This window comes from Brevundimonas naejangsanensis, assembly GCF_000635915.2.
GTDB lineage: Bacteria > Pseudomonadota > Alphaproteobacteria > Caulobacterales > Caulobacteraceae > Brevundimonas > Brevundimonas sanguinis.
On the sequence record NZ_CP015614.1, the window covers coordinates 2,218,800 to 2,232,065 of the forward strand.

15 protein-coding genes are annotated in these 13,266 nt (G+C 69.4%); 11 read left to right on the plus strand and 4 right to left on the minus strand.

From position 1 onward, the window contains the following. Positions 1 to 26: 26 nt before the first annotated feature. The 3 genes from DA69_RS10615 to DA69_RS10625 all read left to right on the plus strand — a co-directional run bounded on the left by DA69_RS10615 (position 27) and on the right by DA69_RS10625 (position 2,664). A complete protein-coding gene (locus DA69_RS10615; RefSeq protein ID WP_025976159.1) occupies positions 27 to 290 on the plus strand; it encodes a hypothetical protein in 264 nt (87 codons plus the stop codon). Positions 291 to 403: 113 nt separating this feature from the next. After that, entirely contained in the window at positions 404 to 1,558 is a 1,155-nt protein-coding gene (locus tag DA69_RS10620; protein WP_235599146.1) for an ABC transporter substrate-binding protein, read from the plus strand. Positions 1,559 to 1,593: 35 nt separating this feature from the next. After that, positions 1,594 to 2,664 carry a YncE family protein gene (locus DA69_RS10625; RefSeq protein ID WP_025976157.1) on the plus strand — a complete coding sequence of 357 codons (1,071 nt, stop codon included), beginning with the start codon at positions 1,594 to 1,596 and terminating at the stop codon, positions 2,662 to 2,664. 74 nt (positions 2,665 to 2,738) lie between these two features. On the opposite strand, the gene DA69_RS10630 is transcribed toward DA69_RS10625, so the two are convergent. Both DA69_RS10630 and DA69_RS10635 read right to left on the minus strand, forming a co-directional pair. Beyond that, entirely contained in the window at positions 2,739 to 3,527 is a 789-nt protein-coding gene (locus DA69_RS10630) for an ABC transporter ATP-binding protein (protein WP_025976156.1), read from the minus strand. Then, positions 3,524 to 4,624 (minus strand): FecCD family ABC transporter permease, encoded by a 1,101-nt coding sequence (locus DA69_RS10635; RefSeq protein ID WP_235599147.1) that lies wholly within the window; start codon positions 4,622 to 4,624, stop codon positions 3,524 to 3,526. Before DA69_RS10635 ends, DA69_RS10630 begins: the two co-directional genes overlap by 4 nt. A gap of 60 nt (positions 4,625 to 4,684) precedes the next feature. Between DA69_RS10635 and DA69_RS10640 the strand changes: the two genes are divergently transcribed. The 6 genes from DA69_RS10640 (at position 4,685) to truA (ending at position 8,549) form a co-directional block, all read left to right on the plus strand. Then, entirely contained in the window at positions 4,685 to 5,452 is a 768-nt protein-coding gene (locus DA69_RS10640; RefSeq protein ID WP_025976154.1) for an alpha/beta hydrolase, read from the plus strand. A gap of 81 nt (positions 5,453 to 5,533) precedes the next feature. Continuing rightward, positions 5,534 to 5,938 (plus strand): acyl-CoA thioesterase, encoded by a 405-nt coding sequence (locus DA69_RS10645; protein ID WP_025976153.1) that lies wholly within the window; start codon positions 5,534 to 5,536, stop codon positions 5,936 to 5,938. Positions 5,939 to 6,010: 72 nt separating this feature from the next. Next, positions 6,011 to 6,583 carry a peptide deformylase gene (gene def, locus DA69_RS10650; RefSeq protein WP_025976152.1) on the plus strand — a complete coding sequence of 191 codons (573 nt, stop codon included), beginning with the start codon at positions 6,011 to 6,013 and terminating at the stop codon, positions 6,581 to 6,583. Then, positions 6,583 to 6,798, plus strand: coding sequence for a hypothetical protein (locus DA69_RS10655; protein WP_025976151.1), 216 nt, complete (start codon positions 6,583 to 6,585; stop codon positions 6,796 to 6,798). The genes def and DA69_RS10655 overlap by 1 nt, the downstream gene beginning before the upstream one ends. 27 nt (positions 6,799 to 6,825) lie before the next feature. Further along, a complete protein-coding gene (fmt, locus tag DA69_RS10660) occupies positions 6,826 to 7,800 on the plus strand; it encodes a methionyl-tRNA formyltransferase (RefSeq protein WP_025976150.1) in 975 nt (324 codons plus the stop codon). Beyond that, positions 7,800 to 8,549 (plus strand): tRNA pseudouridine(38-40) synthase TruA, encoded by a 750-nt coding sequence (gene truA / locus DA69_RS10665; protein WP_025976149.1) that lies wholly within the window; start codon positions 7,800 to 7,802, stop codon positions 8,547 to 8,549. The genes fmt and truA overlap by 1 nt, the downstream gene beginning before the upstream one ends. A 182-nt stretch (positions 8,550 to 8,731) precedes the next feature. Here truA and DA69_RS10670 read toward each other — a convergent pair whose 3' ends face one another. Together DA69_RS10670 and DA69_RS10675 are read right to left on the minus strand one after the other, a co-directional pair. Beyond that, on the minus strand, positions 8,732 to 9,142 hold the full coding sequence (locus DA69_RS10670; protein ID WP_029972278.1) for a YidB family protein: 411 nt from the start codon (positions 9,140 to 9,142) through the stop codon (positions 8,732 to 8,734). 88 nt (positions 9,143 to 9,230) lie between these two features. Continuing rightward, positions 9,231 to 9,368, minus strand: coding sequence for an entericidin A/B family lipoprotein (locus DA69_RS10675; RefSeq protein ID WP_025976147.1), 138 nt, complete (start codon positions 9,366 to 9,368; stop codon positions 9,231 to 9,233). Positions 9,369 to 9,464: 96 nt separating this feature from the next. On the opposite strand from DA69_RS10675, the gene DA69_RS10680 reads away from it, so the two are divergent. Then, on the plus strand, positions 9,465 to 11,129 hold the full coding sequence (locus DA69_RS10680) for a thiamine pyrophosphate-binding protein (RefSeq protein WP_025976146.1): 1,665 nt from the start codon (positions 9,465 to 9,467) through the stop codon (positions 11,127 to 11,129). 99 nt (positions 11,130 to 11,228) lie between these two features. After that, complete coding sequence (locus tag DA69_RS10685) at positions 11,229 to 13,064, plus strand: DUF885 domain-containing protein (protein WP_025976145.1); 1,836 nt, start codon at positions 11,229 to 11,231, stop codon at positions 13,062 to 13,064. Positions 13,065 to 13,266: the final 202 nt, after the last annotated feature.

A 13,266-nucleotide genomic window follows, 5' to 3' on the forward strand; every position in this document is an offset into this window, starting at 1 on the left:
GCTACAGGACAGTCGGGAGCGTATTTTTGTCCCAGCATAACATCGTGGGCTCCGAGGCCTTCAGCAATCGACAGTATGTGCTGATCACGCACGTCAGATCGAGCGGTTCACGCCGCCGTCGCGCGCGCGCCATGACCGCCTATGTGGTGGTCGCGGTCCTGGCCCTGTCGGCGGGCGCCGCCGCGGCCGCCTTCGCCCTGGGGCCCTTCCTGGTGGGGACGCCGGCGAGCTCGGCTACGCCCGCGGCCGAGGCGCCTTCGCCCAGCCTGCCGACGCCGCCCGCCCCCTGATCCGAGCCCTCGCGCGGCGGACCCCGTGCGTCAGCATGTCCGATCAATGCGCTTGCAAGTGCGAGTGATTATTACTATCCCATCCATCTTGACGATGCATGGGAATGAGACGCTTGACGACCGGAGCTGCGACCCCATTGAAACCGGGCCGTCGCGCCCTTCTGCTGGGCGCGGCCGCCCTGTTAGCCGCCGGACCCGGCGCTTGCGCGCGGCGTGATGAGGCCGCGCCGTCGTCGCTGCTGACGGACCTGCGCGACCGGCCCGTGGCGATCACCCCCCCGGTGACGAAGCTGTCGATCGACGACAGCCGTTTCCTGATCGCCCTGTCGCTGATCCACCCCGATCCGGTCAGCCTGCTGGCCGCCTGGGCCGGCGACGTGAACCGGCTCAGCCCGGAAATCTACGCCGCCTATCTGGAGAAATCCCCGGCGCTGGCCAGCCTGCCCAAGACGCCCAGTTCGGCCGCCGCCTTCAACGTCGAGGCGGTGCTGGGCGCCCAGCCGCAGGTCGCCCTGGTGTCGCTGGATTCCGGCCCGACCGACGCCCAGACGGGGCAACTGGAACAGGCGGGCGTGCGCGTCGCCTATATCGACTTCTTCCAGCACCCGTTCCAGAACCAGCCGCGCAGCCTGAGCCTGCTGGGCGCCATGATCGGCCGCGAGGAAAAGGCCGAAGCCTACAACGCCTTCCGCGCCGCCAAGCTGAAAACCATCGCCGAGCGCGTCGCCGGGCTGACGGACGCGCAGAAGCCGACCGTCTTCCTGGAGGCCCACGCGGGCAACGGGCCGGACTGTTGCAACTCGGTCGGGGCCGGGAACATCGGCGACTATCTGACCTTCGTCGGCGCCCGCAACATCGGCGCCGAGGTGCTGAAACAGCCGTCGGGCAAGCTCAACCTGGAGTTCGTGGTCGAGCGCGATCCCGACATCTACATCGCCACCGGCGGCCCGCACCTGGAGAAGACCGGCGGCTTCGTCGTCGGTCCGAAATACGACGCCGAGACCTCGCGCGCCTCGCTGCGCCGCGTGGCCGGACGGCGCGGCCTGTCGACCCTTAAGGCGGTGCGCGAGGGCAAGGTGCACGGCCTGTCGCACCAGCTGATCAACTCGCCCATCGACATCGTCGCCACAGAGGTGCTGGCCAAGTGGATCCAGCCCGAGCTGTTCGCCGATCTGGACCCGCGCGCCACGCTGGACGCGATCAACAAGGACTTCCTGGCCGTCCCCTATCGCGGGGACTACTGGACCGATCTGGTCCCCACTGCCTGATATTGCGCCGCCTGATTTCACCACGGAGAACCGCCATGACCACCCTGCGCCACGGCCTGATGACCGTCGCCGCCTTCGCCGCCCTGGCGATCGCGTCGACCGCCTCGGCCCAGACGATCGAGAAGACCGTCAAGGTCGCCCCCGGCGGCCTTTATGAGATCGTCTTCAACCCGGCCGACAACGACCTCTATGTCGCCGCCGTCGGCCCGCGCGGCGCCAATCAGGCCCAGATCGTTCGCCTGCAGGGCCAGAGCCTGGCGCCGGAGTCCTCGGTCGACGTCTCGGCCAATCCGCTCTACGGCCTGAACCTGAACACCCGAACCCAGGTCCTGTACGGCACCGACACCCGCGCGGGCGCGGTCACGGCCATCAACGCCCGCACGGGCGAAGTCATCGCCACCATCCGCAACGGCGACGAAGAAGGCGCTCACGTCCGCCAGGTCGTCGTCGATGAGGCGAACAACAAGGTCTACGTCAGCGTCGTCGGCGGCGAGGCGGGCGACGCCGCCAAGCCGAACCTGATCTGGGTCATCGACGGCGCGACCAACACGGTCGATCGCACCATCACCGCCACCGTCGGCGGCCTGACGGGCGCGGCGTTCGATCCCGCGACCAACCGCCTCTACGTCACGGGCATGAGCAGCAATGAAGTCGCCGCCATCGACCTGGCCACCGGCGAGACGGTCGGCAAATGGCCGTCGCACGGCGATTCCGCCATCAACGTCGCCGTCGATTCCGAAGGTCGCCGCCTGTTCGTCGCCAACCAGAAGTCGGGCGAGCTGACAGTGCTGAACGCCGACACCGGCGCCCTGATCCACAAAGCCGCCACCGGCGCGGGCGCGTTGAGCGTCGCCTATAACGGCGCGGTCAAGCAGATCTACGTCGCCAACCGTCAGGCGGGCACGGTGACGGTGCTGGATTCGGACACCTATGCCGTGAAGGCGAACCTTGAGACCGGGACCTTCCCCCAGACCATCGCCATCGATCGCGCGACCAACGCCGTCTACGTCTCGAACAAGGCGCGCGGCCTGCCGCGCGGCGCCCCGGCCGGCACGCCGGTCCCGGTCGACCCGACCGGCGACGTAGTGACGCTGATCCGTCCCTGATCCTGAAGTGAGCCCATAAGGAAAGGCCCGGCCGCAGAAGCAGCCGGGCCTTTTTGTCGGATGACGCTGACTGGTCAGCTCGTCAGCACGTCGTCGATCATCACCTGCAGCACGCCGCGATCGCAGCGCTGGACGCGGGCCGAGACGCGATAGACCTCAGCCAGGATGGCGGGCGTGACGGCTTCGTCCGGCGTCCCGAAGGCGACCAGCCGCCCCTTGGCCATGACGGCGATCCGGTCCGAGACGCGCGCCGCCGCCTGAAGATCGTGCAGCACGATCATCACCGTCATGCCCCGCTCGGCCGCCGCCTCTCGCGCCAGGTCCAGCACGCGCAGTTGATAGTGCAGGTCCAGGGCGCTGGTCGGCTCGTCCAGCAGCAGCAGGCGCGGCTCGCGCGCCAGGGCCTGGGCCAGGCCCGCCAGCTGTTTCTGGCCGCCTGACAGCCGGTCCAGACGCTGCCCGGCCAGAGCCTCAGCGCCGATGCGTTGCAGCACCTCATAGGCGCGCTCGACCGCCTGTTGGTCGGTGAAGCTGGCGCCGCCCAGCGGCGTGGCGCGGATCGAGGCGACCACCGTCTCCAGCACGCTCAGGGCCACGCCCTGCGGCAGGGTCTGGGGCATGTAGGTTACGCGTTTGGCTCGGTCGGCCAGCGACAGGCCGGTCAGCTCCGTCTCGTCCAGCCGGATCGTCCCGTGGGCTGGGATCAGACCAGCGAGGGCCCGCAGGAAGGTGCTTTTGCCCGCGCCGTTCGGGCCGACCACCGACACCACCTCGCCGGGGCTGAGCAGCGGCAGGGTGAGGCCCTCGACGATGGGGCGGCCGCCATAGCCGGCGCTGAGGTTCTGGATATCCAGCCCGCTCATGCCCGTCCTCCGTTGCGGAAGATCAGCACGAGGAAGACCGGCACCCCGATCACGGCGGTGACAATGCCGACCGGCATCAGCACGCCCGGCACGATGATCTTGGACGCCGCCGAGGCCAGCGACATGATGACGGCGCCGGACAGGATGCTGGCGGGCAGGAAGAAGCGGTGATCCTCGCCCACCAGCAGGCGGGCGATGTGCGGCCCGACCAGACCGATGAAGCCGATGGCGCCGACAAAGGCCACGGCCGTCGCCGACAACAGGCTGACCCGCAGCAGCGACAGGAAGCGCAGGCGCTTCACGTCGACGCCAAAGCTCATGGCCCGGTCCTCGCCGAGGCGAAGCGCCGTCAGGCCGCGAGAGGACAACAGGGAAAAGGGCGCCACAGCCGCCAGCACTAGGCCCAGCGCCCCGACATTGCCCCAGGTGGCGCGCGACAGCGAGCCCATGGTCCAGAACACCAGCTGCTGCAGCGCCTCGGCCGAGGACAGGAACTGCACCAGCGCCGTCAGGGCGTTGAAGGCGAAGACCAGGGCGATGCCGAACAGGACGATGTTCTCGACGCCCGAGCCCTTCATCCGCGCCAGGGCCTGAAGCGCCAGCACCGAGCCGAAAGCGAAGACGAAGGCGTTCAGCGGCACCAGCCAGTCGGCGCCGATGAAGCTGGCTCCCACCCCAAGCACGATGGCCAGGGAGGCGCCGAAGGAGGCGGCCGAGGACACGCCTAGCGTAAAGGGGCTGGCCAGCGGATTGTTCAGCACCGTCTGCATCTCGGCCCCGGCCAGGGCCAGGGCGGCGCCGACCATCATCGCCATCAGGGCGTAGGGCAGGCGCACCTGCCAGACGATGGCCTGCTGGGCCGTGGTCAGACTGGACGGGTCGAACACGCCCTGAAGCACCGTCAGAGGCGACATCGACGACGGCCCGGTCACCACGTCCAGGAGCAGGCTGCACAGGGCCAGAGCCGCCAGCCCGCCGATGGCCAGGAACCGTAAGCGCACGTCGCGCCCATAGGCGGCGATCGCGTCGGGCGTGGCGCCGGGCGTCGCGCCGGAGGCCGCCTTGGACGCGACAGGTTCGAGACTCGCCAACAGCACACTCCATTCAGCGACTGCGTCGCAATACATCTCGGGGCCGAGATGGGCTAGGGTGAAGCCATGGATTCCGCCCCTTGCGTCTTTTCGCCCTGCGCGCCGCCCCTGTCCGGCGGTTGCCGCGCCCTGAGCCTGGCCGCCGAGCGCGAGGCCCCTGGCCTGACCCTGTGGCTGAGCGCGCCCGACGGCGAGCCGCCGGCTGAGGGCTGGCCCCTGCTGGTCGTGCTGGAGGGCGAGGCCTATTTCACCGCCGCCGCCGAGTGCGCGCGCCGCCTGGCCCGCCGCCCCCAAAAGACGCGCGTGGGGCCGATGATGGTGATGGGCGTGGCCCTGGCCCCCGGCGCCGAGCGTGTGGGGGCCTTCGCCTTCACGCCTGGCCCCGACACGGGCGGCGGCGCGCCTGCCCCGCGCGGCGCCGGCCTGCTGCGCCGACTGGTCGATGATGTCCTGCCGCTGGCGGTCCAGCATGGAGCCGACCCGACGCGCGCCGCCCTGATGGGCCACTCCATGTCCGGCCAGTTCGTGCTGGAGGCGCGCGCCCGCTCGGCGCCCTTCGCCCGCTTCGCCGCCGTCAGCCCGTCGATCTGGTGGAACCCCGCCGTCATCGACGCCCAGCCGTCGCAGGCCCAAAGCGAACTGTTCCTGGCCGTCGGCGCGCAGGAGGAGGCGCCCGGCCTGCCCGGCCCGCATCTGGCGCGGCGCATGGTCTCCAACCTGCGCGATCTGGCGGGGGCCGCCGGCGCGGCCCTGTCCATCCTGGCCGACGAGGACCACGGCTCGACGCCGTTCGCCAGCCTGCCCGCCATCTTGAGATTCGCCGCGCGTTCGTGAGCCTGGCCGCACGGAACTTGCGCCTTGAAGCCCAAGGGCGCATGAAATCCGCCCTCCCCTTCGCCTGATCGAGAAATCGCCGTGTCCGACGAAAAGCCCATCGCCACCCTGCCTGAAGGCCAGCCCGTCGGCCGCGTCATCGCCATGCCGGCCGACACCAATCCCGAGGGCGACATCTTCGGCGGCTGGCTGCTGGCGCAGATGGACCTGGCCGGGGCCACCCCGGCGTTCGAGCGCGCGGGCGGCCGCTGCGCCACCGTGGCGCTGGACGGCATGGTGTTCCACCAGCCGGTGTCGGTCGGCGACGAGGTGTCCACCTACGCGAAGATCATCCGCGTCGGCCGCACCTCGATCCGCGTGCATGTCGAGGCCTGGAAGCGCGCGCGCGGCCAGGCCGAGGCCCTTTCGGTCCGCGTGACCGAGGGCGTCTTCACCTATGTGGCCATCGACCAGGACCGCAAGCCGCGCGAAGTGCCGCCCGCCTGAGGACGGCCGGAAGTCCCAGCGCGACAGTCGGAAATTCTTGACGTTCGGGGGCGGCGGCCCTACCTCCCCCGCATGGCCATTCGTCGCATCCTGACTATCGATAACGCCGCCGATCTGGCGATCCTGAAGACCGTCGCTGCGCCCGTCGAGGGCGGGGTGACCGACGCCGTGCGCGCCCTGATGGATGACATGCTGGAGACGATGTACGACGCGCCCGGCATCGGCCTGGCCGCGCCGCAGATCGGCGAGCTGACCCGCGTGGTCGTCATGGACCTGGGCGACAAGCCGGTCGAGGGCTCCTCTGACGAGCCGCAGACCGAGGAAGAGGCGCTGGAGCGCCGCAACCCGCGCTTCTTCGTCAACCCGGAAATCCTGTGGTCCTCCGAGGAGATGTTCTCCTACGAGGAAGGCTGTCTGTCGGTGCCGACCTATTTCGACTCGGTCGAGCGTCCGGCCCGCGTGCGGGTTCGCTATCTGAACTATCAGGGCGAGACGATCGAGGAAGAGATCGAGGGCCTCTACGCCGTCTGCTTCCAGCATGAACTGGATCACCTGAACGGCGTCCTGTTCATCGACCACCTGTCGCGCCTGCGCCGCGACCGCGCGGTCGCCAAGGTCAAGAAACAAGCGAGGTTGGCCGCCTGATGTCCCGCAAGACCCGCATCATCGATCAGAGAGAGCGTCGCCGTCTGACCCGCAACGAAAAGGTCGGCGTCGCCAGCCTGGCGACCCTGGTGGCGGTCGCCGCCGTCGGCGTGGTGGCGGGCCTGATCGTCGACCGGCTGCTCGATTTCGACGACGCCCTGGATGCGGGCGGCGAGTGGGACGAAGGCGGCGGCGTCTATACCCGCTGGATGTAATCGGCCCCACGGTCTAAAGGCCTGCCCATGCGCCTAGCCTTCATGGGAACCCCCGACTTCGCCGTGCCGTCGCTGGCCGAGCTGATCGCCTCGGGGCACGAGATCGTCGCCGTCTATTCGCAACCGCCGCGCCCCAAGGGCCGGGGCCAGAAGCTGACGCCGTCGCCGGTTCACGCCTTCGCCGAGGCCATGGGCCTGCCGGTCTTCACGCCCGAGAGCATGAAGGCCCCCGAGGCCATCGAGACCTTCAAGAGCCTGGATCTCGACGCCGCCTGCGTCGTCGCCTACGGCCAGATCCTGAAGGCGGAGGTGCTGGATGCGCCGCGCCTGGGCTGCTTCAACCTGCACGGCTCGCTGCTGCCGCGCTGGCGCGGGGCCGCCCCGATCCAGCGCGCCATCATGGCCGGGGATCGCCAGACCGGCGCCCAGATCATGCGGATGAGCGAGGGCCTGGACGAAGGCGCCATCATCCTGTCGGAACTGATGGACATCTACGCCGACGACACGGCCGCCAGCCTCGGCGACCGCATGGCTCACGTCGGCGCCGCCCTGTGGCCGCGCGCCCTGGCCGCCATCGAACGCGGCGGCTTCACCGAGACGCAGCAGGCAGGCGAGCCGACCTACGCCAAGAAGATCACTTCGGCCGAAGCCCGCATCGACTGGACTCGCCCGGCGGCCGAGGTGGACGCCCACATCCGCGGCCTGTCGCCCTTCCCCGGCGCCTGGTTCGAGGTCGAGGCCGACGGCGAGCCGGTGCGGATCAAGGCCCTGATGTCGGCTCTGGCCGAAGGACAAGGGACGCCCGGTCAGGTACTCGACGACGCCCTGACGATCGCCTGCGGAACCGGCGCCGTGCGCCTGACCCGCGTGCAGCGTCCCGGCAAGGCGGCGCAACCGGCCGACGAGATGCTGCGGGGCTTTCCGGTTCCCGCCGGAACCGTGCTGGACGGATCGCGTCGGGTCGAGAAGGCGGAGCCTTCTGAGCGCGGCCCCCAAGGATAATGCCCCGGTATCGGTTAACGGTCGAATACGACGGCTCCGCTTACAACGGCTTTCAGGCTCAGACCGACCAGCCGACCGTCCAGGGCGCTATTGAGACGGCGATTACGGCCTTCAGCGGTCAGAGCGTGCGCATCGCCGCCGCCGGGCGCACCGACACGGGCGTCCACGCCACGGGCCAGACCTGCCATGTCGATCTAGACAAGGAGTGGCCGGCGCAGACGGTGATGAACGCCCTGAACGCCCATCTGGTGAAGGAGGCGGTGGCGGTGCTGGACTGCACGCCGGTCAGCGACGACTGGCACGCCCGCTTCACCGCGACCGGACGCAAATACCTGTACCGCATCCTGAACCGGCCCGGCCGCCCGGCGCTGGACCACGGTCGGGTCTGGCATGTCAAAAAGCCGCTGGACGCCGAGGCCATGCACGCTGCGGCGCAGGCGCTGATCGGCCAGCACGACTTCACCACCTTCCGCGACGCCGCCTGCCAGGCGGCCAGCCCGGTGAAGACGCTGGATGTCGCCCGGGTGGCCCGCGTCGGCGAAGAGGTGCACCTAGTGTTCGAGGCGCGCAGCTTCCTGCATCGGCAGGTGCGCTCGATGGCGGGCAGCCTCGTCGAAGTCGGCCTGGGCCGCTGGAGCCCCGCCGATCTGGCCGAAGCCCTGACGGCTAGGGACCGCGCGCGCTGCGGCCCGGTGGCGCCGTCAGATGGGCTATATCTGACGGGCGTCACCTATGAGACGGAAGCCTAGCCGCTGTTTTCACCGTCATCCTCGGGCTTGACCCGAGGATCGGGCCGTCGGCTCTGCAACGGCGTGAAGACGCCCCGCAACTGTCGCCCTCGCCAGCCACCGTCGAGCGGGCGGGAAGTCCGATCCTCGGGTCAGGCCCGAGGATGACGGAGGGATAAGGGAAACCGCCGCCGTTAAGGCCTTTACCGCTTGAACAGGCCGCCCAGGGCGCCGCCGAGGCCGCCCGGCAGGTTGTTCAGAAGACCGCCCAGCATGTCGTCCGCGCCGGCGACCGTGCCGTTCGGCGTAAGGCGGTCGATGACCTGCGGCAGCAGGGTCGCCAGGGTCGCGCTGGCCTGCTCCGGCGAGACGCCCAGCTTCTTTGCGAAGTCGGCGATGGGGCCGGAGCCGATCACGGCGGCGATCTGCTCGGCGCTGATCGGGGCGTTGCCGCCCTTGCCGACCCATGAGGCCGCCACATCGCCCAGACCGTTCTGACCGAACTTTTCGGTCAGGCCCGACACCCCGCCCTGGCTTTTCAGCAGATCGGCCACGCCCCCGGCCGCGCCGTCGCCCAGACCGCCCAGGATATTGTCCAGAAGTCCCATGCTCATTCCTCCGATTGAGGCGTCACGTTAGTCGGTTTTTCTGACCCGTTCGCCGCCGGAAGGTAAAACATGGCGCCGGGCGCCAGCGGGCGCCTCAGCTCTTGGCGCGTTCCGAGCCCGAGGTGACGGCCTGACCGGCGGCGGACAGGTCGCGGCCGATGCCCGACACCGTGTTGCAGGCGGCGGTGGTCAGGGCGGCGGCGACGACGCCCAGAACGATGAGCTTGCGCATGATGAAATCCCCGTAGATCGATAGAGCGCTTCAACGTGAAGCTTGGCCGTAAGGTTGCATGGCCAACATATCCTCCGATCTGCTAACGGCCAAAGCATGACGCAAGCTTCTGACACCGCCGCCCGCCGTCTGGTCGAAACCCTGGTGATGAACGGGGTCGACAAGGTCTTCTGCGTGCCGGGCGAGAGCTATCTGGCCGTGCTCGACGCCCTGGCCGACGTGCGCGACAAGATCGAGGTCATCGTCTGCCGCCACGAGGCGGGCGCCGCCAACATGGCCGAGGCCTACGGCAAGCTGACCGGCCGTCCCGGCGTCTGCATGGTCACCCGCGGGCCAGGCGCGACCCACGCCAGCATCGGCGTGCACACGGCGCATCAGGATTCGACGCCGATGATCCTGTTCGTCGGCCAGATCGCCCTGACCGACCGGGGCCGCGGCGCCTTCCAGGAGGTCGACTATCGCGAGGTCTTCGGCGGCCTGGCCAAGTGGGCGACCGAGATCGAAAGCCCGCAGCGCACGGTGGAGGTCGTGGAGCGCGCCTTCGCCGTCGCCCAGCAGGGCCGCATGGGCCCGGTCGTCGTCGCCCTGCCCGAGGACATCCTGCACGAAAACGGCGGCCCGGCGCCCGTCCGTCCGGTCGCTCCGGCGAAGGCGGCGCTGGACCCGGCCTTCGTCGAACAGGTGCGCGAGCGCCTGAGCCAAGCCGAGCGTCCCCTGCTGATCCTCGGCGGCTCGGGCTGGAGCGATGAAGCGACCGACGCGATTTCCGGCTGGGCCGAGCGTCTGGGGCTGCCGGTCGCCCTGTCCTTCCGCCGCAAGGACCTGATCCGCAACGATCACCCCGACTATGCGGGCGACCTGGGCCTGGGGCCCAACCCCAAGCTGGTGGCGCGGGTCAAGGAGGCCGACCTGCTGCTGGTGATCGGCGCGCGCATGGGCGAGAACCCGACGCAGGGCTACACCCTGCTGGACCGGACGAAGACGGCGCAGACCCTGATCCACATCCATCCGGGTCCGGAAGAGCTGGGACGCGTCTGGGCGCCCGCCCTGTCGGCGGCGGCGGACAATTCGCTGGCCGCCCTGGCCCTGTCGACCATCGAGCCGGGCCGGACCTGGCGCGATCAGGGCGCGGCGGCCCATGCCGACTTCCTGACCTTCTCCTCGCCCATCGAGGTGAACAGCGCCGTCAACATGAGCGAGGTCATCGCCCATCTGGCCGAGGCCCTGCCCGAGGACGCCATCGTCACCAACGGCGCGGGCAATTTCGCCGCCTGGCTGCACCGCTTCCATCGCCATCAGGCCCGCCGCACCCAGCTGGCCCCGACCTCGGGCGCGATGGGTTACGGCTATCCGGCGGCGCTGGGGGCCAAGGCGGTCGAACCGTCGCGCGAGGTCGTCTGCATCGCCGGCGACGGCGACTTCATGATGAGCGCCAATGAGATGGCCACCGCCGCCCAATACGGCCTCGGCGTCGTCGTGGTGGTCGTGGACAACGGCACCTTCGGCACCATCCGCATGCACCAGGAGCGGGAATACCCGGCCCGCGTCATCGCCACCGAGCTGAAGAACCCCGACTTCGTCAAATACGCCGAGGCCTTCGGCGCCTTCGCCGTGCGCTGCGAGACGACCGGCGAGTTCCCGGCGGCTCTGGCGGCGGCGCGCGAGGCGGCGGCAGGCGGGCGTCCCGCGCTGGTTCACCTGATCACCGACGCCGAACAGATCGCCCCGGGACGGACGATCACGCAACTTCGCGGCGCCTGAACCCTCTCTCGGCGGAAGAGGGCGACCCCTTAGCGGCTTGCGTCCCGCCACGCTTCGCGAAAGAGTGCGCCCCTTGTTGTACCGAGGGGGGTCTTTTTCATGCGTCGTCTTCTGATTTCATCCGCCGCCGTCCTGGCGCTCTGCGCCGCCGCGCCCGCCGTCATGGCGCAGGCGGCGCCCGCCGCTGCGCCCGCTGAGGCCCAAAGCGAGGACGCCCGGCTCAACGCCTTCTTCGAACAGGCCTTCGAGGCGCGCGTGGCCCTCAGCCCTCAGCGCATGACCTCGCTGGGCCGCAAGACCGACTACGACAAGCTGGACGACGTCTCCGACGCCGCCGCCGAACGCTCGCTGGCGCTTCAGGAAGCCCAGCTGGCGCAGATGAAGGCCCAGTTCGATCCGACCAAGCTGAGCGAGCAGAGCCGCCTGTCCTGGCGCCTGTTCGAGCACGGGGTGCAGCAGGCGCGCCTGTCGAACCAGTGGCGCGACTGGGGCTTCCAGTTCGCCGCCAACGGCAATCCGACCACGGGTCTGCCGGTCTTCCTGATCAACAACCACCGCATTTCAAGCGTTGCGGACGCCGAGGCCTATGTCGCCCGCCTGAACGCCGCCGAGCGCTACATGGGCCAGGTGGCCGACACCCTGACCGCGCGCGCGGCCAAGGGCGTGGTCTCCCCGCGCTTCGTGTTCGAGCCGTCGATCGACAACACCCGCGCGGTGATCGCCGGCGCCCCGTTCGACGGCGGCGCCGACAACCCGGTCTGGGCCGACTTCCAGAAGAAGATCGCCGCCCTGGACGCCGATCAGGCGACCAAGGACCGGCTGCTGGCCTCGGCGCGCACGGCCCTGACCGGCCCTTACAAGCGTGGCTTCGACACCGTGCTGACCGCCCTGGATCAGGTGCGGACCCAGGCCGACAGCGATGCGGGCGTCTGGCGCCTGCCGCAGGGCGAGGCCTATTACAACGCGCGCCTGCAGCTCTCGACCACCACCGACCTGACCGCCGACCAGATCCACAAGATCGGCCTGGACGAGGTCGCCCGCATCCAGCGCGACATGGAGACGATCAAGACCCAGGTCGGCTTCACCGGCTCGCTGCAGGACTTCTTCGCCTTCCTGAAGACCGATCCGCAGTTCCAGTATCCGAATACGCCGGAGGGCAAGGAAGCCTATCTGACCGACGCCCGCGCCTTCGTGGCCCAGGTCATGGCCGTGGCGCCTCAGTGGTTCTCCAACCTGCCCAAGGCCCCGCTGGAGGTCCGCGCGGTGGAGCCGTTCCGTGAGGCGACCGCCTCCATCGCCTTCTACAACTCGCCCGCGCCGGACGGCTCGCGCCCCGGCATCTACTACGTCAACCTGTCCGACATGACCCAGGTGCTGAAGCCCCAGATCGAGGGCATCAGCTATCACGAGGGCGCGCCGGGCCACCACTTCCAGATCGCCTATGCGCAGGAGATGGAGCACCTGCCCAGCTTCCGTCGCTTCGGCGGCTACGGCGCCTATTCCGAAGGCTGGGGCCTGTATTCCGAGCGCCTGGGCAAGGAGATGGGCTTCTATCAGGACCCCTACTCCGACTTCGGCCGCCTCTCGACCGAGCTGTGGCGCGCGGTGCGTCTGGTGACCGACACCGGCCTGCACGCCAAGCGCTGGAGCCGCGAGGAGGCGATGGACTACTTCCGCCACAACTCCCTGCTGTCCGAGCGCGACATCCAGAAGGAGGTCGAGCGCTACATCACCAATCCCGGCCAGGCGACCAGCTACAAGATCGGCGAGCTGAAGATCGAGGAGCTGCGCGCCAAGGCCGAGGCCGCGCTGGGCGACAAGTTCGACATCAAGGACTTCCACACGGTGGTCTTGGGCTCGGGCGCCGTGCCGCTGGACGTGCTGGGCGACCTGGTCGACGCCTGGATCGCCAAGGGCGGCGGCCAGCCGGCCTAATCTGCTTCCCTCTCCCGATGGGAGAGGGATTGAGCGCACGAGAGCGTTAGCGATCGTTTGCGCGAAAGGGTGAGGGTTCGCGGCGGAAGTCGGCCAAAGGCCGTCGCGTGACGGCTGACGCCGACTGGACAAACCCCTCACCCTTTCGCCTTAGCCAATCGCTTCGCTCTTGGAGGCTCAAGCCCTCTCCCATCGGGAGAGG

Excerpts from the sequence above, each read along its gene's own strand:
- DA69_RS10625 (WP_025976157.1), top strand. The coding sequence starts at position 1,594 with ATGACCACCCTGCGCCACGGCCTGATGACCGTCGCCGCCTTCGCCGCC.
- DA69_RS10630 (WP_025976156.1), bottom strand. The coding sequence starts at position 3,527 with ATGAGCGGGCTGGATATCCAGAACCTCAGCGCCGGCTATGGCGGCCGC.
- DA69_RS10640 (WP_025976154.1), top strand. The coding sequence starts at position 4,685 with ATGGATTCCGCCCCTTGCGTCTTTTCGCCCTGCGCGCCGCCCCTGTCC.
- def (WP_025976152.1), top strand. The coding sequence starts at position 6,011 with ATGGCCATTCGTCGCATCCTGACTATCGATAACGCCGCCGATCTGGCG.
- DA69_RS10655 (WP_025976151.1), top strand. The coding sequence starts at position 6,583 with ATGTCCCGCAAGACCCGCATCATCGATCAGAGAGAGCGTCGCCGTCTG.
- fmt (WP_025976150.1), top strand. The coding sequence starts at position 6,826 with ATGCGCCTAGCCTTCATGGGAACCCCCGACTTCGCCGTGCCGTCGCTG.
- truA (WP_025976149.1), top strand. The coding sequence starts at position 7,800 with ATGCCCCGGTATCGGTTAACGGTCGAATACGACGGCTCCGCTTACAAC.
- DA69_RS10670 (WP_029972278.1), bottom strand. The coding sequence starts at position 9,142 with ATGAGCATGGGACTTCTGGACAATATCCTGGGCGGTCTGGGCGACGGC.
- DA69_RS10675 (WP_025976147.1), bottom strand. The coding sequence starts at position 9,368 with ATGCGCAAGCTCATCGTTCTGGGCGTCGTCGCCGCCGCCCTGACCACC.
- DA69_RS10680 (WP_025976146.1), top strand. The coding sequence starts at position 9,465 with ATGACGCAAGCTTCTGACACCGCCGCCCGCCGTCTGGTCGAAACCCTG.
- DA69_RS10685 (WP_025976145.1), top strand. The coding sequence starts at position 11,229 with ATGCGTCGTCTTCTGATTTCATCCGCCGCCGTCCTGGCGCTCTGCGCC.